The following is a 20878-nucleotide window of genomic DNA, read 5'->3' on the forward strand; positions in this document are numbered from 1 at the left end:
AGTTGCAACGAAGATGCGTACCACCACCGTTCGCAGGACGCACCCGCACAACGACGCCCCCGACACCACCGAGGCCTTCCGCCGCCTGTGCGCCATGCCCGAGGGTGAGGAACGGGACGCCGTACGCCAGGAGATCGTGAACGCGTGGCTGCCCATGGCCGACCGGCTCGCGGGCCGGTTCCGCAACCGCGGCGAGGCCATCGAAGACCTTCGCCAGGTGGCCGCGCTCGGCCTGGTCAAGGCCGTCGACCGGTACGACCCGGACCACGGCTCGGCCTTCGAGAGCTACGCCGTGCCGACCATCACCGGCGAGATCAAGCGGCACTTCCGCGACCACATGTGGACGCTCCACGTGCCGCGCCGCGTCCAGGATCTCCGCAACCGCGTCCGCGCCGCCAGTCAGGAGCTGTCCGCGACCGTGTCGGGCCGCGCTCCCACCGTCGCGGAGATCGCCGAGAAGGCCGGCATGACCGAGGAGGAAGCCCTCAACGGGCTGGAGGCGCTCGACTCCTTCACCGCGCTGTCCCTGGACGCACAGCTGCCGGGGTCGGGCGACGGCTACTCACTCAGCGACGCCCTCGGCGGACCCGACGGCGCGCTCGACGTCGTCGTCGACCGCGAGGCCGTCAAGCCGGCCCTCAACCGGCTTCCCGACCGCGAGAAGAAGATCCTCTACATGCGCTTCTTCCGCGACATGACGCAGAGCAGCATCGCCGAGGACCTCGGACTCTCCCAGATGCACGTTTCCCGGCTGATCAGCCGCTGCTGTACCCGCCTGCGCGACGAGGCTCTGCGGGACGCCGCATAGCGAGCCCGGCATGGCGTGACATCAGGTCCATGACCTGGCCCTCCGCCATGGAGAACGCCCGCCGGGCACCCGTACGGAACAGGGTGAGCACCCCCTGTACGGGCCCGGGGGCTCCGGCCCCGGCACCGTCGAGACCCGGCGCCGTCAGCGGCACGCACAGCAGTGAGGTGACGTCCGCCCGTACGAGCACCGGATCGCCCGCCGGGTCGCGGCCGAAGCCGTCCGTGTCCTCCGGCCGCACCTGGAGGCTCGCGGAGCCGCCGCGCGCGGCCTCCATCACCAGCGGGCAGTCGGCCGGGTCCTGCCCGGCCAGCACCTGGGCGAGCGCCTCGTCGCCCGGTGCGGCGTCGGGGCCGAGCACCAGCGTGCGCTTGAGCGGCTTCCCGGCGACGATGTCGGCGACGACCCAGTCGGCGAACCGTCCGTGCAGGGTCCGCGCCGCGGCCCCCAGAGCCGCCTCCTGGTCCCCGGGCGCGACGGACAGCAGCTCGGTCGTCATCGCGTCGACCAGGTCGAGAAGCTCCGCGTGCCGGGTCGTCTCGGACAAATCCGGCACGGCCCGCCGGCCCGCCGCGACGGCCCCCGGAGGCGGATACGCGCCGGTGGAGACCCCGGACTGGAAGACGACGAGCACCGCTGGATGCAGCTCGTCCGGCGGGCGCAGCGGGGTCAGGGTGGTCAGCAGCCGTTCCTCCGGTCGCTGCTGGAGGTGGACGGTCAGGCTCCGGTCACCCTCGCCGCGCGCCACGGCCGCGGCCTGCGAACGGAACGCGGCCCGGTCCCCGGGGCTCAGCAGCGCCGCCAGCGGGCGGCCCGTCGCATATCCGGCGCGTACGCCGGTGAGACCCGTCGCGGCGAAGTTCATCCGCCGTACGACGGTGTCCCTGTCCACCAGGGCCACCGGCAGCGGCAGCCGCTGGAACAGGGCCTTGAGCAGCTGCCGTTCCTGTCGCTCCTGCCGGTCGGGGGAGGAGGCGTTCGGGGCGGCTGCTTTCAGTTGCTCGTACCGGGGCCACAAGGTGTCGGCCACGTGCCGGAGTTCGAAGAGCGCCGCATCCAGGACGGCGAGGTGCTCGTCGGGCGGCAGGGCGCGGGCTGTCCTCAATTCGCCGACCCGTCTGACGAAATCCGCCAGCTCCGCGCCGAAGTCGTCCGTCTGCGTCATACGAGAAAGCTAACCGGTCCAGCGGTTTTGCGGACAGGGAGGGGGGAAGCCGCAGAAGGAAGGGAGGACGCCAGCATGCTCTCCGAGCGGGAAGTACAAGGACCGGAACCCGATTCAGCTGTGCGCCGGCTGTCCGAGCTGGCGGAACAGTCCGCACGCTGCGCCCCCGCCAGCTGCGGCGCCGTGGCGACGATCACCGACGGGGGCCCCGAGCGGCGCACCACGGCGACCCATCCCGACCTGGACGCCTTGGCAGCGGTCCAGCTCGCCGTGGGCGAAGGACCGATCCCGACCGCGCTCGACCGTGGCGAACCCGTGGACACGGAAGACCTGCTGAACGAGGAACGGTGGCCCCAGTACCGGGCCCTGGCGCTTGACTCCGGCGTACGGGCCAGCGTGACCATCCCCTTCTGCCGCGACGGCATCGAAGTCACCGTCAGTCTCTACAGTTTCCGCCCCGGCTCCCTGGAGCGCGCGGCGTACGGCCCGGTGGGCGTCCTCGGCGAGCAGATGACCGCCGGCCTGGTCCGCGACCGGCGCTACCGCGAGGCCCTTACCGAGGTGGAGCAGCTGGAGACGGCGCTGCACTCGCGCGCCGCCATCGACCAGGCCAGCGGCATCGTGATGCATGTGCTGCGCTGCGACGGCGAGGAGGCTTTCGCGGTGCTGCGGCAGATCTCGCAGCGGACGAACCGCAAGCTGGCGGAGGTCGCGGAAGCGGTCGTCGAGGGCAAGGGACGTGGCCTGGAAAGCACTCTGGCCCGGCTTGCGGGACGCCTCTAGGATCACCGTCCCTGTCTTCTCGTCTTCTCCAGACGGACGTGTGAGGAGTTCCGCGATGAGCACTGCGACGACCCCTGGGCCCGACCGCTCCAGACTCGGCCAAGTGGGCCGCCGTGATGTGCTGAAACTGCTCGCCGCGGGCCCGGCCGCCGCGCAGTGGGCCGCCGCCGGGCCGGCTGCGGCCGCTGTGTCGCCCGGCGGCGTGCCCGGCATCGTGAAACCGCTGCCGCCGGAACTGTTCACGATCCGCGGCACCAACGCCGAAACGAATGTCAGCGCTTTCGCCGGGACCGGCCGGCTCACCCCCGCCGACCGCTTCTTCGTACGCAACCACACGTCCACACCGCGGCTCGGCGAGTCGGACTGGAAGCTGACGGTGTGGGGGAGCGGGCTCGGCGGCGGCCGCCGGGCCGATTTCACGTACGGGCAACTGCGCTCCCTGCCCCCGGTCACCCGCACCGCCTTCCTCGAATGCGCGGGCAACGGCCGCAACTACTTCGACACCCAGCAGGGACAGCCCGTCATCGGCACCCCCTGGACCCTCGGCGCGATCGGCGTCGCGCGCTGGCGCGGGGTGCGGCTGGCGGACGTACTGCGGCTCGCCGGCATCACCGACCGCGCGGTCGACGTCATGCCGCGCGGCCTGGACGACGACTTCGTCGCCGGCGGTGTCAACCTCGGCAGGCCGCGCAAACCGCTCCCGGTCGCCAAGGCCATGAACGACGTGATCCTGGCGTACGAGATGAACGGCGAACCTCTCCCGTACGACCACGGCTTCCCGGTACGGGTTGTCGCTCCCTCCTGGGTCGGGATCGCGTCGGTCAAGTGGCTCGCCGACATCGAGGTGAGCGACACGCCGCTGTCCTCGCCGTGGACCACGCAGTTCTACCGGCTGTTCGGCGAGGCGTATCCGCCGGAGGGCAGTGTTCCGCTCACCCGGCAGACGATCAAAAGTACGTTCGAGTTAGCGGAAGGGGCGGTCTTCGAGGCGGGCCGGATCCACCACCTGACCGGCCGCTCCTGGTCGGCGGCCGGGGCCGTGCGGAGGGTGGAGGTCAGCACGGACGGCGGGGCGCACTGGCGCCCCGCGAAGCTCCGCGACACGCCGCACCGGGACAGCTGGGTGCGCTGGTCGGCCGACTGGCGCCCGCGCCATGCGGGGCCGGCGGAACTCCTGGCCCGTGCGACGGACACCGCGGGCAACACGCAGCCACCGACGTCGGTGCACAACACCCAGGGCTACCTGTTCGACGCCGTCGTCCGCCACCGGGTCACCGTGCGGTGAGATTTCCGGCTTGCGCCAGATGTTCCGGTGCGGGCTGGAGACCGTGGCCCTCCGGCGGCATCCGGTCGCGAGGCGAAAACAAGCCCGTCCGGCGATTGAAGACCGGGGGCTGGGCGGCGGCCCAGGTGGGGGGCGCCCGGAAGCGGTGGGCGATAACCGCCCGTATAACCGTATACAGGGCGGCGAGCCGATCGGCGTGGAGGTGACCGCATGCAGCGGACGGGCGAGGAAGGGCGCGGCCAGGTCCGGTACGGGCCGCCCGCCCCCAGCCCCGGCCTACCCGTACTGCCGGAATTGTCCGCCGTCCTCGCCGCCGCGGCCGGCCGCACCCACGCCGAGCCCCCCGGCGGCGGGCCCGCCCTGCGAGGGGCCGCCGCCGCGTACTGGTGGCGGCGCGGGCTGCACGTCGAGGCGCGGTGCGTCGCCGCCGCCTCCGGCGCCCAGCCGCTGCTGTTCGCCCTGATGGCGGCCGTCGGCGGCGACGTCATGCTGCCCCGGCCCTGCCCCGCCTGGTGGGTGCCGCAGGCCACCATGCTCGGCCGCGCCTCCTACCACGTGCCCACCCCGGCCGAGTGCGGCGGCGTACCCGATCCGTTCGCGCTGCTCGAGACCGTACGACGGGTCCGCGACGAGGGCGGTGACCCGCGCCTCCTCCTGCTCTGCGTACCCGACGACCCGACCGCCACCGTCCCCCCGCCCGAACTCCTGCACGAGGTCTGCGAGGCGGCGGTCTCCGAGGGCCTGCACATCATCAGCGACGAGACCTGGGGCGACACCCTGCACCGGCCGCAGGAGACGGTGTTCGTCAGCCCCGCCGAGATGTTCCCCGGCCAGGTGACGGTCCTGGCCGACCTGGCCGGGGCGTACACGCCGGAGAGCTGGCCCGTCGCCGTCGCCCGCTGCCCCCTCACCGCACAGGGCGCCGCACTGCACGCCAGGACCCTCGACCTGCTGACCGCCATCGGCGCCGTCGTGCCGGGGCCCGTCGCCGAGGCGGCGACGTACGCGCTCGGCGAGCCGGAGCCGGTCGCCGTCAGGCTCCGGACCGCCGCCGCACTCCACGCACGCGTCGCCGCCGCCGCGCACCGCGCGGTCCTCGCGTCCGGCGCGCTCGCCCGCCCGCCGCATGCCGGCCGGCACCTGTACGCCGACCTCGGACCGCTGCGCGCCGGCCTCGCCGCCCGCGAGGTCACCGACTCCCTGGAGCTGGAGGGCTACTTGAGCGCACGGCTCGGCGCACCCGTACCCGGCGGACACCGCTTCGGCGACGAAATGGCCACGCTGCGCGTGCGCATCGCGACTGCTCCGCTGCTCGGGGCAACCCCCGAGCAGCGTCTGGAGTCACTCACGTCAGTACAACCCCTGGAATTGCCTCACGTGGCCCGAGCGTTGAGCACGTTCGTAACGGCCTTCGACGAACTTCGCCGACCCGACGCCTGATCACATCGCCCCACGCCGCACGCCTTACGCCTTACGCCACCGAACGGAGCCCCCTCGATGACGGAGACGCAGCAGCAGACCGAGGAGCAGACCGACCCGCAGACCGAGTTGCAGGCAGAACGCTTCATCGTCGCTCCCGGCACGCTCGCTCCGCCCCGTCCCCTCGGTGAAATCCGCACCTGGCCCCGGTCGTTCGCCGACCGCCTCACCACCCCGCTCCCCGGCGTCAAGGCCTTCGCCAGACTCGCCCGCGAAGGCGCCCTGCGCCCGGGCCCCGAGGGCCTGCGTGACATCGCACTCGTGCCCTACGAACCCGCCCCACTGCCCGCCGCCGACGTCTCCACCCTCGCCGTCACCTGGGCGGGCCACGCCAGTTGGGTCGTACGCATAGGCGGGCTCACCATCCTCACCGACCCCGTCTGGTCACAGAAGATCCTCGGTACGCCCGCCCGCGTCACGCCCGTCGGCGTCCGCTGGGAGGACCTGCCGCAGATCGACGCCGTGGTCATCAGCCACAACCACTACGACCACCTCGACGTCCCCACCCTCAAGCGCCTCCCGCACGACACGCCGCTCTTCGTCCCGGCCGGCCTGGCCCGCTGGTGCCGGCGCCGCGGCTTCACCCGGGTCACCGAGCTCGACTGGTGGGAGGGCGCCGAACTGGGCGGCGTCCGCTTCGACTTCGTCCCCGCCCACCACTGGAGCAAGCGCTCCCTCACCGACACCTGCCGCTCCCTGTGGGGCGGTTGGGTGATCAGCGACCAACAGGGCTACGGGCAGCGGCTGTACTTCGCCGGCGACACCGGCTACGGCCACTGGTTCAACGAGATCGGCACCCGCTACCCCGGCATCGACCTGGCGCTGCTCCCCATCGGCGCGTACGACCCCCGCTGGTGGCTCAGCGACGTACACGCGGATCCGGAGGAGGCCGTGCAGGCGTGCGAGGATCTCGGCGCGGCGCGGATGGCCCCGATGCACTGGGGGACGTTCGTGCTCTCGGCCGAGCCGGTCCTGGAGCCGCTGACCCGGGTACGAACGGCCTGGCAGAAGGCGGGGCGGGTACGCGAGCGGCTGTGGGACCTGCCGATCGGCGGCTCGCGCGTACTGGGCGTGTAGCTACGCGCCCCGCAGCCGCCGCCACACCGCCGGCGCCCCGCTGATCAGCAGCGTCAGCGCCACCGCCGCCACCACGCCCTGCCACGGCTCGGGGAAGAGCGAGCCGCCGAGGATGCCGATCAGCTGGTACGCCGCCGCCCAGGCGAGGCACGCCGGTACGTCGCCCCGCGCGAAGCGGTGCATCGGCATCTTCGACAGCAGGCACGCGACCATCACCGGAATCCGGCCGGCCGGCACGAGCCGGGAGAGCACCAGCACCCGAGACCCGTGCTCGTGGAGTCCGCGCCGCGCCCGATCGAGGCGGTCGGGTGCGGCTCGGGCCCGCAGTGCCTCCAGCCGGCGTGAGCCGTTCTTCGAACGAACTCCGCGCAGGCCGAGCCAGTACAGACCTATGTCGCCGAGAAACGCGGCGCACGACGCCAGCGCGAAGACGACCAGCAGAGCGAGCGGGTCGCTGTGGTGGAAGGCCACCACGGCGGCTGTACTCACCAGCGCCCCCGTGGGCACCACCGGCACCAGCGATCCCAGCACCACCAGCACGAACAGCGCCGGATAGCCGACCGCCTGCTGCGCCGACTCCGGGGGCACTGTCTGTATCAGCGTGGCGTCGATCACCGGCAGGCCTCCGGCCGGACACTCTCGCCGTGCCCGAGCCGGTGCACCGCCACGCCCGGTGCGAGCCGCGCCGCCTGCCGTACGAACTCGTCGCCCGGCGAGTGGAACTCGTGCGGCCTGACCCCGTCCATCCCGATCGGCCAGTACGTCCCGTAGTGCACCGGCACGGCCGCGCGCGGAACGATCCGCGCGAGCGCCTGCGCCGCCCGGCGCGCGTCCAGATGCCCGTGCCCCAGGAAGGGCCCCCAGCCGCCGACCGGCAGCAGAGCGACGTCGACGGGCCCCACGGCGTCGGCCATGTCGTCGAAGAGCCCGGTGTCCCCGGCGAAGTACGTACGGGCCTCACCGGTGACGACGTATCCGAGCGCGGGGGCGTGGTGCGGCCCGAACGGCAGCCGCCGCCCGTCGTGCAGCGCCGGAACCGCCCGTACGACCAGATCCTTCACCCGTACCTCGTCGCCGGGCTCCACCTCCGTGACGCGCAGCCCCTGCCCGGAGAGCCTGCGCAGGCCGGGCACGGCCCGCGGGGCGCCGCGCGGCACGATCAGTGCGGTGCCGGGCGCGAGGCGGCCCAGCGACGGCAGGTGCAGATGGTCGTTGTGCAGGTGCGAGACGAGCACGGCGTCGGCCTCGGCGGCCTCGGGCGGCGGCAGCGCACCGCGCCTGCGGCGCAGATGGGCCAGGCGCCGCGTGAAGAGCGGATCGGTCAGCACCCGGGCCCCGGAGTCCGCGACGGTGCAGGTGGCGTGACCCCACCAGGTGATCTCCACCGTCACGTACGGCCTCCTCGTCGTCGCCGGGGGCGCCCCCTGTACGAGCGTAGGCCGGAGCGCCCCTCATTGCGCCTCCTCCCCGTGACATGATCGGAGTAGGGTCGGCCGCGAGAGCTAGCGCGGGGGCGGGTCATGGACGAGATGCGGGACGACGTACGGGACGACGTACGAGTGGCGGCCATCGCCAGCCTGACTCCGCTCGAAGAGCTCGACAGGGATCCGTTCCTGGTGGACACCCGCAGCCAGCAGGCGATGTGCGCGCGGTGGGCCGCGGACAAGGGCTATGTCGTCACACGGCAGCTGATCTTCTACGCGATGGCCCCGGACCACTGCTCACTGTGGGCGGACGTCGAGGCGAGCACGGTGGATGTCTTCGTCGTGCCCAACGAACGCGTGCTGGAGCGGGCCCTGACGTCCGTGCCGGAATTCGCCGCGGAATGCGAGCGCCGGGGCGTACGCCTGGAGACGGCAGGCCTCGACGAGCCCGCGTACACCGCGGCCATGAAGGCCGGCGTGCACCGGAGACTGTCGATGCCGACGGCCGGTTACGACGGCTGCTGACGGTTTCCGACCCGGGCACTTCACCACGCTGTGCCACGCTGGAAAGGAAGCGGGCCCCAGGTTCGGCCCGGGACGTGAGGTGGGGACGGCGTGGTCCGACGGCGATGGCGCAGCGCGGGCAGCGCCCTTCTGCGCGTGGTCACGGTATGGATGGTGTCGACGCTCACGATGCTGGCGCTCGCCGGCATCCTGCCGGACTTCCAGCTCAAGGCCGACGACGGCGACAGCATCACCCGTGTCGCGCTCACCGCGGTCTGGGGCGCGGGCGCGTTCGGTCTGCTGGGCGCGCTGGTGTGGCCCCTGGCCGTACGGGCGCTGCTGCTCGTACCCGTACTCGTACTGGGCCTGCTCGTCTTCTTCCTCAACGGCTCGCTCCTGCTCATCGCGCTCAGCCTCATCCCCGACGGGCGCGGCGAGGCCGAGCCCGAGACCGCGGTGGTCGTCGCCGCCGTCATGTCCGCCGTCGCCTCGGCGACCTCGGGAGCCCTCGCGGTACGCGATGACACCGCGTACCGGCGCAGGCTCTACCGACTCGCCCACCGTCGCCACCGGCGGGGCGGCGACGACGGACGCCACGGACTGCCCGGCACCCTCTTCCTCCAGCTCGACGGCGTCGGCCACGAAGTGCTGCTCCAGGCGGTCGCCGACGGACTGATGCCGACCGTCGCCGCCTGGCTCGACGGCGACGAACCCACGCACCGGCTGACCCCGTGGCGCACCGACTGGTCCAGCCAGACCGGCGCCAGCCAGCTCGGCATACTCCACGGCTCCAACCACGACGTCCCCGCTTTCCGCTGGTACGAGAAGGAGACCCGCGAGGTCGTCGTCTCCAGCCGACCGGCGAGCGCGGCCCTCATGCAGCGCCGCGCGGTCGCCCGTACGGGAGACGGCGGACTGCTCACCTTCGACGGCGCGAGCCGCGGCAATCTCTTCAGCGGCGGCGCCGACCAGCTCGCCCTCGTCCTGTCGATCACCGCCCGGCGCGGCCGGTCCAACCGGTCGCGGGCCGGTTACTTCGCGTACTTCTCCGACCCGGCCAACGCCGTACGTACGGCCGTGTCCTTCGTCGCGGAAGTCGTCCGGGAGATCGGCCAGTCCACGCGCGCACGGCTGCGCGGCGACATCCCGCGGGTGAAGCGGGGCGGGCTCTACCCCTTCATCCGGGCCTTCGCGACCGTCGTGCAGCGGGACGTGGTGGTCGCGTCGGTGCTCGGCGACATGCTCGCCGGACGCACGGCCATCTATGCCGACCTGGTCGCGTACGACGAAGTGGCGCACCACTCGGGGCCGCACAGCACGGACGCGCTGAAGGTTCTGGAGCGGCTCGACCGGTCGGTGGAGCTGATCGCCAAGGTCGCCGAGCACGCCCCGCGCGCGTACCGGATCGTGCTCCTGTCCGACCACGGGCAGAGCCCGGGGGAGACCTTCAAGGCCGCGTACGGGCTCGCCCTCTCCAACCTCGTCAGGGCGGGGTGCGGGCTGCCCGTCCCGCGCCGCGCGGCGAGCACGACGAGCGCCTCGGAGGCGCGCGACGCCGTACGTACCGCGCTGCACCGGCCGGTGCCCGACGACGAGGAGGAGCCCGAGCACCCGGAGCCGGTCACCGACCCGGTCGTGCTGGCATCGGGCAATCTGGGGCTGATTTCCTTCCCCGACGCGGCGGGGCGTGCGACGCGCGAGCAGATCGACCGCCACCATCCGGCGCTGCTGACGACGCTCGCCAATCACCCCGGCATCGGTTTCGTGCTCGTACGGAGCGAGGAGCACGGCGCACTGGTGCTCGGGGCGGGCGGCGCCGAACTGCGGCTGGACGGCGACGGTACGGGCGACACGGTGCTGCTCTCGGCTTTCGGGAAGGGCGCCGCCGACGCCGTGCGCAGGAGCTCCGGCTTCCCGCATGTCGCCGACATCATGGTCAACTCCTGGCACGATCCGCAGACCGGCCGCGTGCACGCCTTCGAGGAGCAGATCGGCTCGCACGGCGGCCTCGGCGGCGAACAGGCCCGCCCGTTCCTCCTCTCCCCGTACGTTCTCTCCGCACCCGTCCCCGACGGGGAGGAGCTGGCCGGCGCGGAGCAGGTGCACCGGGTGCTGCGGCGGTGGCTGCGCGAGTGTCAGGGGCCGCAGGTGACGGTGGTGGCGACGCAGGATTCCCGGCCGGAAACGGAAGCGGAAGAGCCTTTTCCGGTTGGCGATGGCGCCGTACAGGATAAATCCGCCTGATTTGGTGCACCGTTCCCCGTACCCGAACATGGTCAGGGCAAGCACGCCAGGCGCTTCGGTCTGCCTGACAGACGCCACCAGGAGCAGGGGTGCCAGAGAAAGCGAGAAGATCCCCGGCCGCGGCCGGGGATCTTCTGTGTTCTGGCGCTCCTCAGGGCTTCTGCCAGGTGATCTTCTGGCCGTCCGGGGTGACCGACACCTCGAACTTGTCCAGGGCCGGGGAGCCGGCCTCGCGCCAGAGGCGCACGTAGGTCTCGATGTCGTCCCAGATCCGCTCGGAGCCTCCCTGGCGGACAGTCCAGCGTCCGCCAGTCTCAGATAGTGCCGCCCAGGACCCGTCAGCAACATCGACCAGTACGTGTTCCGTACGGCCATCGCGGTCGAGGCTGACGCGCTGGGCGCCGGGGGCGGCGATCTGGGCGACGAACCGCGTGTCCCAGTGGTTGATCACGTCCGCCCCAAGAGTGGTAGGCCGCTCGTCGCCCTGGTCGAGGTCGGGCAGCAGTCCGAGCGGGGGAGGCGACTGGGGGCGAGCGAGCATGAAGGAGATCTGGCCGCCGAGGAAGGGCCCCGATGCTGTCCCGTCGTCCCTCACTGTGAGCCGGGCGAGTTCGGAGGAGAACATCCAGCCGCCGAGAGTGGCGAGGATGGTCCCGCCCGGTCGCGTCTGCTCGATCCACGCATACGGAACGGAGACGAGCCCGCACGTGACGATCACGCGGTCATAGGGCGCACCGCCCGTGTACCCGGCCAGTCCGTTACCCACGATCAGGTGGGGGTGGTAGCCGCACTTGGCCAGTGCCGTTCCTGCGCGTCCGGATACTCCCGCATCGACCTCGATCGAGGTCACCTGCTCGTCACTCAAGCGGTGACAGCCGAGCGCGGTCGAGTAGCCCGTGCCCGTACCGACTTCGAGAACCCGATCGTCGTCCTGCACCTGGAGGTCTTCCCACATGCGGACGACCAGCCCCGGCATCGTGCTGGAGGACGTAGGGGGGCGCATGATCTCGCCCCGCAAATCGGCGGGAACGATCGTGCCGGCGATCTGAGTGACCAGTGACTCGTCCTCGTAGCACCGTTCCAGCCACAGCGGAGTGTCGGGCATGATCGGCGTCCAGGCCGTAGGCCCGTTTCCGTCGATCCTGTCGAAGAACCCGCCGCGAAGGAACTCGTGTCGGGGCACGGACTCCACCGCGTCGCGCCAGGGCTGCGTCCGCAGATGCCCGTTGGTCGTCAACGTCTTCGCGAGCCGGAGGCGAAACTCCTGCTCTTCGTTGCTCATGTCGTCTTCCTCTCCAGCAGGTCTGCCATTGCCGCAGTCATCGGCAGACCAGTTTCCGGCTCCAGCCAAGCCCACTGGCCGGACGCGTTGCACTCCAGGAACCACCATTGCCCAACTGCGTCGATGGCCAAGTCGAACGCACCAAAGACCAGCCCGAAGTGTTTGAGGTAGGCACGGATCGACTCCTCGGTCCCTGGAGGTAGCGGGACTACCGAGTACGTGAGTTTCGAGTAGTCGGTACGCCAGTCCAAGAGGTCCGAGTCGATGCGGACGGCGAAGATTTGCTCGCCCATGACCGTCAACCGCACGTCCGCGATCTTCTCAACGCGGTGCTGGAAGAGGTGGGCCGTGCCGGAAATGGAGTCGTCGATCTCGTCGGCGCTCACCTCCTCGACCTTCACTGTCGAGGACATCCCGTCGAGCCGATACAGCGGCGTCGCTAGCGGCTTGTAGATGACCGACTGGTAGTGGCTGATGAACTTGCGGGCCTCGATCGGGTCCGAAGTGATCAGCGTTGCGGGAACGCGGAATCCGCTCGCAACGGCCGCAGCGAGACCGGAGGGCTTGAACTCGGCATCCCCGATCCTGTGCGGATGGTTCACGTAGAGGCAGTGAGGGAGCGAGGCCATGACTCCCCCGAGCCCGTAGCGCGCCTGCGTGATCGCAAATCGGGCCGTTTGTTCGTCCAGGTGGGGAAATGCGAAACCCGATGGCCGGCGGTAGTACATCGAGCGAATCCGGGTGAGATCCGCGGTGCGGGTGGAGGTCGTCAATGACCCCTGGATGCCGTGAGGCGTGATGTGCGCCGCGATCGACAAGGTGGTGGGGAAATCCCCGGAGTCGAACCGCACGACCGGGACTCCCCGGCCGTGCAGCTCGTCAATCACCAGGTCGGCCGTGGGGTCGTCCAGATTGGTGACGACCAGCACCGGACCGAGGTCAGTCACTGGTCGGTGTCGTTACCCGTGTCCGAGTCTCCGCCACCGGAGCCGCCACCACTGCTGCCGTCCGAGGGGTTGCCCGTGTTGGTGGACGGGTTGGTTCCCGAGCTGGTGCCGTGACCCGGCATCATGAGCGGCTTGCCGGCCTGGTCGAAGTAGCGACCGGTCTGGGAGACGGGGTCCAGTACGACCTTCGCGTATCCGGGAGCGAAGGCGGGGTACGGGGCCATCCGGCGCACACCCCAGGGGACGGGCGTGCTGATGCCGTTGGGGAGCGGCGTCCCCTGCGGAATCCGGTCGGAGTGAACGAACATCAATGCCTCCGTGGTCAGTGGTGGTCGATTGCGGTCAAACGATGGAGCTGACCCGCCCCCTACAAGAGCCCTTGGTGTGACGTCCGTTGGCGTCGAGTAGGGGGCGGGGAACTGCCCCCACCCCGGAACGGGTGATGATCTCCGGTCCTTCCATCAGACCTGGCCGTGCCGTTGCGTACAGGACTGCTCCGGGGCGGGGAGTCTGCTAAGCGGTTCGGGCCGCCCTATCGCGGGCGAGCTTGACCAGGCTGGCGTACTGCCGACGCTGGTGTTCCGTGGGCGCCCTCAGCCGGCACTTGTTCGCTTTGAAGGTGTTGCCCCAGGGGCGCTTGAGGACCGCGATGTTGGAGCTGACCAGGTGGTCTACGACCCCAACCATCTCGGAGGCGGGGTCGTACACGAGCTGCCCGGCCTGCAGGGTAATGCGCCTGTAGGGTCTGTTGGTCTTGGTCATAAGAGGACCTCGGCTTATGGCTGTGGGGTCAGATCCGCCCCACCCGGACGGCTGGAAGATCTGGCCGACGGTGAAGCAGATGGATAAGACTCGATGGGATCGAGCCGCAAGTCAGCCGGTGATAATTCGGCTGGTCAAGAGAGCGACGGCGCTCGCCCACACGACGCTGAGGGCCATGTCGGCGGTGCTAGGACGCCTCACGTTTCAGTCCCTTCTCTCGGCAGCGGTAGCACTTAGAGGGCGGCCACCTGGACGACGCCTCCGGCGTGAGCGGCTTGGTCTTTGTGCTGCTCGGATACACAACCTGAGCGTTGTAGGTCTTTCCGCCGTCACGGGAGACCCGCACAGACATGGTCACGAGAACTTCGCCGCCCTCATCTTTCGATGCGGGTGCTTCAAGATCTCCCTGTTGCACTCCCCTACGGTTCGGAAGTCCTGCTCGCGGTGGGCTTCGGCGCGCTCCTCGTCCATGCGGGTGCAGGTCAAGCAGCAAGGGACAGGCTCGGGGTCATTGCAGGGCGCACGCTCTGAGGCGGGCTCCAGGACAGCGTCGTGGCGTCGGGTCGGGCGACTGGGGAGGGTCCTGTCCATGGCGCTGCTCCTGCCGTCGTAGGGGAGGAGTCGCCCGGAGTTTGGGGGAGCCAGTGGTTGAAGGTGGCGCTCCGGGCGACTGACAGCTAGTCAACGCCGATGCTCAACCGGCGGGTAGGGCGAACAACGTCGTTGAATGCAGCGTTCCCTAGGGCGATTTGACCTGTCGTTTACATGCGTGCATGGGGCAGCGAGCCCTACCGTGGAGTTGTGGACACAAGGCGAAACGACGCACTCGTGGTATGGATGGAAGAGCAGGACCTATCGGCGCGGGGACTCGCTGACCTGGTGAATCGGGCCGTTGGCGAGCTAACCGGCCGGATGGGCGGATTAGAGGACTCCAACATCCGCGCCTGGCGATCGGGTCGTGTCCAGTGCCCGAAGGGGGCGCAACTGCGCGCTCTTGAACTTGTCTCAGGCAAGTCCGCTGCGGAATTAGGGTTCGTGCGTCGAAGCCGCGACACGCACAGCACGTCTCACCAGGAGTCGCCAGTGGAACGCCGTAGGTTCATGACCACCACTTCTGTCCTCGCCGCAACCGCCGTGGCGGGATCGGCGTCCCCGGTAGCTGCACGTGCGTCGAGCCGAGTCGGTATGTCCGACGTGGCCCGCATCCGGCAGAGCTTTGCGGACATCATCGCTTCTGATCATCGGCATGGTGGCCAGCTCGGGATTGAGCACGAGGCCGCTCGGCTGGCCGACGAAGCACTGGCCTTGCAGGAAGCGGGCACGGCATCGCAGCGCGTACGCCGAGCCTTGTACGGGTGTGCGGCAGCGTTCAGATCTTCGGCCATGTGGGCGGCCATCGACGGCCGGCGCTTCGATGACGCGCGCCAACACATGGCGCAGGCGCAGACAATCGCTGCTATGTCTGGTGATCAGGCGATTCAGTTTCGGATCTGGTCGCACGTGGGGACGATGTACCGACACATGGGTCGGCCAGGCGAAGCCGAGGCGGCCAACATGGTTGCCAGGAACCTTGGCATTGTGCGGACAGACCCCATGTTCGCGTCGCTGGGCCTGGCGCGGCATGGGGCGATCCATGCTGCTGGCGGCGACGCCAGTGCGACACGTCGCGCATTCAGGCAGGCGGAAGAAGCATGGCACCGAGCGGAGCGGCGCGATGATGCGGGGCGACCGTCATGGCTGCTCGCCTTCTATGACGTGGCGGAGATCAATTCCCTGGCGCTGTCGGCGTACCTGAGTCTTGGGCGTTGGGCAGAGGCCGAAGCGCATGGTCACCGCTGCCTCGCCGCTCTTCGCCCGCACATGCACCGGTCGCGGGCAATCACTACAGCCCGTCTTGCCCGAGCCCAGCTCGAACAGGGCGAGGTGGAGGCGGCGGTCACAACGGCTATGGGGGTGCCAGCAGACGCAGCAGTGAGTCATCCTCGGGTTGTAGGGATGCTGACCAGCTTTGGCAATCGGCTCATGGAGATCACCCCTGCGAACCCTCACACCGCCCTGTGGTGCGATCACACCTTCCCGGTCAAGGAGAACCATCGGTGACATCACGTACGGCCCGTTTGCAACATCACACCGCATACATGCCCCACCTTCGAGCAGTGCTGGCAGGTCTGTACGAGCAGGTGCGCGCTGACCTGCTGGATCATCCAAACTACCGCGTGGGCGTCTTCCTGGAGCGCTTGGACCGGCACGGGGTCGAGCCCGGCTGGGCCGCCGTCATCGGCCATGACTCGGAGACCGGTGAGCCTGTCGGATACGCGTACGGCAATACGGTGTCGCCTGGAGACCGCTGGTGGAAGCGGATGACTACGCCACCACCCAGCCGGTACGCCGCTCGGGATGCCGTCGCGGTGAAGGAGATCGGCGTGATTCCCTCGTGGCGCGGCATAGGCGTCGCCCGACAGATGCACGATGAGCTGCTGACTCACCGAGCGGAACCTCATACGACGCTGATGGTCAACCCAGCCGCAGGCGAGGGAAAGGTCATGCGGCTGTATGAGGGCTGGGGGTACAAGGAGATCGGCGTGGTGCAACCAGCGCCCGAGTCCCCCTGGCTCGTGTGCATGGCACGGCGCTCCCGCAGATCTCTCTGAACGAGGGCCCCGCCCTGGCCGAGGGGTGGGGCCCTGAGCGTGCTCGGAAGTTCATCCCGACGTTGCGCAGGATGGGGCTGAAATACTCCTCGGCCTGCAAGAGCTTGTGTTCCGAAAGGATGCCGGCCACGGGGATGTACCCGGCCGGGAGCCAGCTGCCCCCGTAGTAACCCTTCTCGCGCAGGTACTTCTGGGTATCCATGATCCGCTTGGTGATGCGCTCAAGCTCCTTCGTCGCCATCGTGGCCTTGGCGTAGGCGATCATCCGGCCTTCTGGGAGAGGATGTCGAAGCTCGGGTCGTCCAAGATGACGATGCTCTTGCCCCAGTCCATGACATGCTGGATGAAACCCATGAACTGGAGATCATTACGGCTCATGCGGTCCTGGGTGGAGACCGCGAGCGCGTCCCACATCTCCAGGTGATCGGGAGTGAACCACTTCCCGAGTTTCGGACGGCTCAACGGGGCCAGGTTGCCGGAAACCGAGCGATCTTCCACCTCTGCGACGACGTGGTGATTACAGTCGATGGCCCATGTCCGGAGGGCATTGATCTGCCTCTCAATTACGTGGACTTGTCGTCGTCGCGGCTCAGGCGCGCTGAAAGGATCACGCGCTGGGGAACAGGTGGTGTTGCGTGGAACATGCAGACAATCTTCCTGCCTCCGTTCCTGTGACCAGGAACGTCGGCTCTTCGGAACCGAAAGTGTCCACGCGTTCTCCGACGCCGTGAACGCGATGTTCGGTGGCTCGTGGGGCGGCACGGCTGTCGCCTGCGCGGCCCTGGTCTCGATGGTCGGCGCGCTGAACGGCTGGACGCTGCTGAGCGCGCAGACGCCGTACGCGGCGGCGAAGGACGGCCTCTTCCCGGCGGTATTCGCCACGAAGCGGCGCGGTGTTCCGACGGTGGGCGTCCTGGTGACGGCCGTACTGGCCTCGCTTCTGACGGTCTACAACTACACGGCCGGGTCCGAGGGCGTCTTCGAGATCCTGGTCCTGGTCACCACGTTCACGGCGACCGTCCCTTACCTGCTGTCGACCGCCGCCCAGATCTACTTCCTGGCGTCGGGGCAGTCCGCCCGCGTCAACCGCCCCGCCTGTTCCGCGACGCGGTCCTCGCGGTCCTCGCCTTCGGGTTCTCCATGTGGCTGGTGGCGGGGTCCGGTTACGCGGCGGTGTACCAGGGCGTGCTGTTCCTGTTCGCGGGCGTGCTGGTCTACGCGTGGATCGCGGCCCGCAAGACCGGCGCCGCGGCCGCCTGAAATCCAGCCCTCGGCGTTTGAGGAGCGGGGTCTGGGGCGGAGCCCGAGTTGTGGGAAGGGGCGGGTAGGGGAAAGACTCCGTCCGAGACCAGGAGGAACATATGACCGCCCACCCCGTGACGCCGGCCGCCGAGCGCCCCGAGCGGGCCTTCCCCACCCCGAACGGTCTGACCGGCGTCGGTGTCATCGTCGTCGGCCCCGGCGACCGCATCCTGCTCGGGCTCGGGCACGACGGGCGCTGGGAGCTGCCCGGCGGCAAGGTCGACCCCGGCGAGAGCTTCGAGGAGGCCGCCGTGCGCGAGCTGGCGGAGGAGACCTCCCTGCGCGCCGACGCCGCCGGGGTACGCATCGTCGCCGTACTGGTGGACGGCGCCCGCGGCGTCACCCGCGTGACGGCCGCGGCGGTGCTGGAGAGCGCCACGGGCACGCCGCGCGTCACCGAACCGCACAAGATCGTGCGATGGGAGTGGTTCGGGACGGACGGCGGCGTACCCAGGGACCTCTTCGTGCCGTCGGCGTCCGCACTGCGCGCCTGGCGCCCGGACATGGACATGGACATCCCACAGGACTCCGCGCACTGCTACCCGACCGCCCGCTGACCCCGAAGAGCCACGTGGGACCGCCCGCCGGGTCAGTCCTTCGCGGGACCGCCCGCGGTCTCCGGGCCCGGTGCCTCGGCGGCGGACGGGTCCAGGATGCGGTTGAGGAAGTTCCGGGTCCGCTCGTGTCGCGGATCGCCCACGACCTGCGCGGCCGGGCCTTCCTCGACGATCACCCCGCCGTCCATGAACACGACGCGGTCGGCGACCTCCCGCGCGAAGCTCATCTCATGGGTGACGACCATCATCGTCATGCCCTCCGAGGCGAGCACCCGCATGACCGCGAGTACGTCGCCGACGAGCTCCGGGTCCAGCGCCGAGGTGGGCTCGTCGAAGAGCATCACCTCGGGCCCCATGGACAGCGCACGGGCGATGGCCACCCGCTGCTGCTGCCCGCCGGACAGCTGCGCCGGGTAGGCGTCGGCCTTGTCGGACAGCCCGACCCGCTCCAGGTTCTCCCGGGCGGTCTTTGCCGCCTCGGCCTTGCTCCGGCCCAGCACCCGTCGCTGAGGCAGGGTCAGGTTCTCGGTCACCGTCACGTGCGGGAAGAGGTTGAACTGCTGGAAGACCATGCCGATCCGGCGGCGTACCGCATCGATGTCGACCTCGATGTCGGTGACTTCCGTGCCGCCGACGAAGACCTGGCCCGAGCTGGGCTCCTCCAGCAGATTCACGCACCGCAGCAGCGTCGACTTGCCCGACCCGGAGGGACCGATGACGCACACCACGTCCCCCCGGGCGACCTCCAGGTCGATGCCGCGCAGGACGTGGTTGTCCCCGAACGACTTGTGCAGAGAGCGGATCTCGATCTCAGGCTCTGGCATCTGCTCGTCCTCACTTGGCCTTGTCGGCACGGGCCTCGAGGCGGCGCACCACGAAGCTCAGCGGCACCGTAATGATCAGGTAGCAGAGCCCCGCGACCAGGATCGGGGTGGAGTTGGCGGTCTGGCTGGCGAGGTCCCTGCCGAACTTGGTCAGTTCCCGCTCATCGAGGGTGATGCCGAGGAACAGCACCAGCGAGGAGTCCTTGAACAACAGGACGAGTTCGTTGGTCAGCGGCGGGATGACGATGCGGAACGCCTGCGGGATGATCACCGACACCATCGCCCGCCCATGAGAGAAGCCCAGCGAACGCGCGGCCTCCATCTGTCCCTTGGGCACGGCCTGGATGCCCGCCCTGATGGTCTCGGCCATGTAGGCGGCGGCCACCAGACCGAGACCCAGGGCGACTTTGCCGTACGTACCGCCGGGAATCTCGGTCCCCGGGAACGCGAGCGGCACCGCGACGCCCACGAAGATGAGGATCAGCAGGGCGGGCAGGCCGCGGAAGAACTCGATGTAGACGCTCGCGAGCCACCGGTAGGGGGCCACGGACGACAGCCGCATCAGCGCGACGACCAGGCCCAGTACGAGCCCGAACGCGAAGCCGGAGAGCGTGTACACCACCGTGTTGCGCAGGGCGGTGGTGATGATCTCCGGGAAGAGCTGCGCTACGAGGTCCTTCTGCGCGAACTGGTTCTGCAGCCGGTCCCAGTCCGCCAGCAGACCGACCAGGACCAGGGCCGCGACGAAAATGGCGTACTGGATGCCCTGCGAGATACGGCGCCGCTGCCGCCTGGAGAGGCGAGAGGTCACGACTGGCCCTTGGGCAGCGGTCCGATCCACTTCTCGTAGAGCTTCTTGTACGTGCCGTCGGCCTTGGCGTCGGTGATGGCCTTGTCGATGGCGGCCTTCAGCTTGGTGTTGCCCTTCTTCACCGAGAACCCGTACTTCTCACCGGTCTCGATGTTCTGGCCGAGGACGAACTGGTCGGCGTTGGCCTTGTCCTTGAGCCACCCCTGCACGACGGGGTAGTCGATGATGACGGCGTCCACCTGACCGGTCCGCAGCCCGTTCAGTACGGCGTCGGAACTCTCGAACGCCACCGGGTCGAAGCCCTTGCTGGTGGCATAGCTCTCGCCGGTGGTCTCCGCCTGCGCGCCGAGCTTCTTCTTCTCGGACTTGACCTCGTCCAGCGAGGTGACGCCGCTCTTCTTCGTCGCGAGCAGCGCCTGTGTGGCGTCGAAGTAGGGCACGGAGAAGTCGACGTTCTTCTTGCGGTCCTCGGTGATGGTCATGCCGGCGGCGGCGAGGTCGCACTCGCCGGAGTTGAGGAACGCACCGGTCTTGAAGTTCTCGAACGGAGTATCGAGGATCTTCTGTTCGACCTTGAGGTTCTTGGCCACCAGGTCGATGAGCGCCACGTCGAAGCCGACGACCTTGCCGCCCTGCTCGGACTGGAAGGGCGGGTACGGCAGGTGGGTGCAGGTGGTCAGCTTGCCCTTCTCGACCACGGGTACGCCGCCGGCCGCCTCGGCAGGCCCTTCGTCGTCCGAAGAGCAGCCGACGGCGAGGAGCAGCCCGGCTGCTGCGGCGCCGGCGGTGGCGAGGGTACGGATGGGGCGGGCGCGGTGGCCCTTGGCCGTCCTGGACACGGTTGACCTCCATGGGGCGGGGGCGGACGTCGGCGGGGGAACCGAGCCGTCAGCCGTGATCGTAAGCCAGCGACGTCTTCTTGGCGGCGATCTTGCGTGAGCTTCATGGTGCCTTTACAACGCGCATCGCCCGC

Annotated in this window: 20 protein-coding genes and 1 pseudogene; 11 read left to right on the forward strand and 10 right to left on the reverse strand. The window is 69.6% G+C overall.

Translation table 11 applies throughout. From position 1 onward, the window contains the following. Positions 1-13: 13 nt before the first annotated feature. On the forward strand, positions 14-808 hold the full coding sequence (locus J7E96_RS01935) for an RNA polymerase sigma factor SigF (RefSeq protein ID WP_215126711.1): 795 nt from the start codon (positions 14-16) through the stop codon (positions 806-808). On the opposite strand, the gene J7E96_RS01940 is transcribed toward J7E96_RS01935, so the two are convergent. Next, on the reverse strand, positions 756-1973 hold the full coding sequence (locus J7E96_RS01940; protein ID WP_215126713.1) for a PAS domain-containing protein: 1218 nt from the start codon (positions 1971-1973) through the stop codon (positions 756-758). The genes J7E96_RS01935 and J7E96_RS01940 overlap by 53 nt on opposite strands. 120 nt (positions 1974-2093) lie before the next feature. Between J7E96_RS01940 and J7E96_RS01945 the strand changes: the two genes are divergently transcribed. The 4 genes from J7E96_RS01945 (at position 2094) to J7E96_RS01960 (ending at position 6597) form a co-directional block, all read left to right on the forward strand. Further along, positions 2094-2756 carry an ANTAR domain-containing protein gene (locus J7E96_RS01945; RefSeq protein WP_308295801.1) on the forward strand — a complete coding sequence of 221 codons (663 nt, stop codon included), beginning with the start codon at positions 2094-2096 and terminating at the stop codon, positions 2754-2756. Positions 2757-2811: 55 nt separating this feature from the next. Then, positions 2812-4041, forward strand: coding sequence for a sulfite oxidase (locus J7E96_RS01950; RefSeq protein ID WP_215126717.1), 1230 nt, complete (start codon positions 2812-2814; stop codon positions 4039-4041). Positions 4042-4251: 210 nt separating this feature from the next. After that, on the forward strand, positions 4252-5481 hold the full coding sequence (locus J7E96_RS01955) for an aminotransferase class I/II-fold pyridoxal phosphate-dependent enzyme (RefSeq protein ID WP_215126719.1): 1230 nt from the start codon (positions 4252-4254) through the stop codon (positions 5479-5481). A gap of 57 nt (positions 5482-5538) precedes the next feature. Then, positions 5539-6597, forward strand: a complete 1059-nt coding sequence (locus J7E96_RS01960; protein WP_215126720.1) for an MBL fold metallo-hydrolase — start codon at positions 5539-5541, stop codon at positions 6595-6597. Here J7E96_RS01960 and J7E96_RS01965 read toward each other — a convergent pair whose 3' ends face one another. Further along, entirely contained in the window at positions 6598-7212 is a 615-nt protein-coding gene (locus tag J7E96_RS01965; protein WP_374196629.1) for a DedA family protein, read from the reverse strand. Beyond that, a complete protein-coding gene (locus tag J7E96_RS01970; protein WP_215126722.1) occupies positions 7209-7988 on the reverse strand; it encodes an MBL fold metallo-hydrolase in 780 nt (259 codons plus the stop codon). The genes J7E96_RS01965 and J7E96_RS01970 overlap by 4 nt, the downstream gene beginning before the upstream one ends. Before the next feature lie 129 nt (positions 7989-8117). On the opposite strand from J7E96_RS01970, the gene J7E96_RS01975 reads away from it, so the two are divergent. After that, complete coding sequence (locus J7E96_RS01975; RefSeq protein WP_251069261.1) at positions 8118-8546, forward strand: hypothetical protein; 429 nt, start codon at positions 8118-8120, stop codon at positions 8544-8546. Positions 8547-8636: 90 nt separating this feature from the next. Continuing rightward, on the forward strand, positions 8637-10769 hold the full coding sequence (locus tag J7E96_RS01980) for a phage holin family protein (RefSeq protein WP_308295802.1): 2133 nt from the start codon (positions 8637-8639) through the stop codon (positions 10767-10769). A 151-nt stretch (positions 10770-10920) separates the two neighbouring features. Here J7E96_RS01980 and tgmC read toward each other — a convergent pair whose 3' ends face one another. Genes tgmC through tgmA form a run of 3 tightly spaced genes read right to left on the reverse strand, consistent with a single transcriptional unit; the run spans position 10921 to position 13306 of the window. Next, entirely contained in the window at positions 10921-12051 is a 1131-nt protein-coding gene (gene tgmC / locus J7E96_RS01985; protein ID WP_215126724.1) for an ATP-grasp peptide maturase system methyltransferase, read from the reverse strand. Continuing rightward, positions 12048-12998 (reverse strand): ATP-grasp ribosomal peptide maturase, encoded by a 951-nt coding sequence (gene tgmB, locus J7E96_RS01990; RefSeq protein ID WP_215126726.1) that lies wholly within the window; start codon positions 12996-12998, stop codon positions 12048-12050. The genes tgmC and tgmB overlap by 4 nt, the downstream gene beginning before the upstream one ends. After that, complete coding sequence (gene tgmA, locus J7E96_RS01995) at positions 12995-13306, reverse strand: putative ATP-grasp-modified RiPP (protein WP_215126728.1); 312 nt, start codon at positions 13304-13306, stop codon at positions 12995-12997. Before tgmA ends, tgmB begins: the two co-directional genes overlap by 4 nt. 1555 nt (positions 13307-14861) lie before the next feature. Between tgmA and J7E96_RS02000 the strand changes: the two genes are divergently transcribed. Next, positions 14862-15860: a hypothetical protein gene (locus J7E96_RS02000; RefSeq protein ID WP_215126730.1), complete on the forward strand. Its 999-nt coding sequence runs from the start codon at positions 14862-14864 to the stop codon at positions 15858-15860. A gap of 38 nt (positions 15861-15898) precedes the next feature. After that, positions 15899-16411 carry a GNAT family N-acetyltransferase gene (locus tag J7E96_RS02005; protein WP_215126732.1) on the forward strand — a complete coding sequence of 171 codons (513 nt, stop codon included), beginning with the start codon at positions 15899-15901 and terminating at the stop codon, positions 16409-16411. 261 nt (positions 16412-16672) lie between these two features. Here J7E96_RS02005 and J7E96_RS02010 read toward each other — a convergent pair whose 3' ends face one another. Beyond that, positions 16673-17173 carry a recombinase family protein gene (locus J7E96_RS02010; RefSeq protein WP_215126734.1) on the reverse strand — a complete coding sequence of 167 codons (501 nt, stop codon included), beginning with the start codon at positions 17171-17173 and terminating at the stop codon, positions 16673-16675. Here J7E96_RS02010 and J7E96_RS02015 point away from each other — a divergent pair. Further along, positions 17115-17671, forward strand: a pseudogene (locus tag J7E96_RS02015) (amino acid permease); the annotation flags it as partial. The gene J7E96_RS02010 and the pseudogene J7E96_RS02015 sit on opposite strands and share 59 nt — an antisense overlap. Before the next feature lie 101 nt (positions 17672-17772). Beyond that, positions 17773-18270 carry an NUDIX hydrolase gene (locus tag J7E96_RS02020; RefSeq protein WP_215126736.1) on the forward strand — a complete coding sequence of 166 codons (498 nt, stop codon included), beginning with the start codon at positions 17773-17775 and terminating at the stop codon, positions 18268-18270. A gap of 32 nt (positions 18271-18302) precedes the next feature. Here J7E96_RS02020 and J7E96_RS02025 read toward each other — a convergent pair whose 3' ends face one another. The 3 genes from J7E96_RS02025 to J7E96_RS02035 are packed head-to-tail and all read right to left on the reverse strand — an operon-like array spanning position 18303 to position 20744. Next, a complete protein-coding gene (locus J7E96_RS02025) occupies positions 18303-19094 on the reverse strand; it encodes an amino acid ABC transporter ATP-binding protein (RefSeq protein ID WP_215126738.1) in 792 nt (263 codons plus the stop codon). 10 nt (positions 19095-19104) lie between these two features. Beyond that, positions 19105-19905, reverse strand: coding sequence for an amino acid ABC transporter permease (locus J7E96_RS02030; protein ID WP_308295803.1), 801 nt, complete (start codon positions 19903-19905; stop codon positions 19105-19107). After that, a complete protein-coding gene (locus tag J7E96_RS02035) occupies positions 19902-20744 on the reverse strand; it encodes an ABC transporter substrate-binding protein (protein WP_374196630.1) in 843 nt (280 codons plus the stop codon). The genes J7E96_RS02030 and J7E96_RS02035 overlap by 4 nt, the downstream gene beginning before the upstream one ends. Between the last annotated feature and the right edge of the window lie 134 nt (positions 20745-20878).

The organism is Streptomyces sp. ISL-96 (genome assembly GCF_018614035.1).
Taxonomy (GTDB): Bacteria; Actinomycetota; Actinomycetes; order Streptomycetales; family Streptomycetaceae; genus Streptomyces.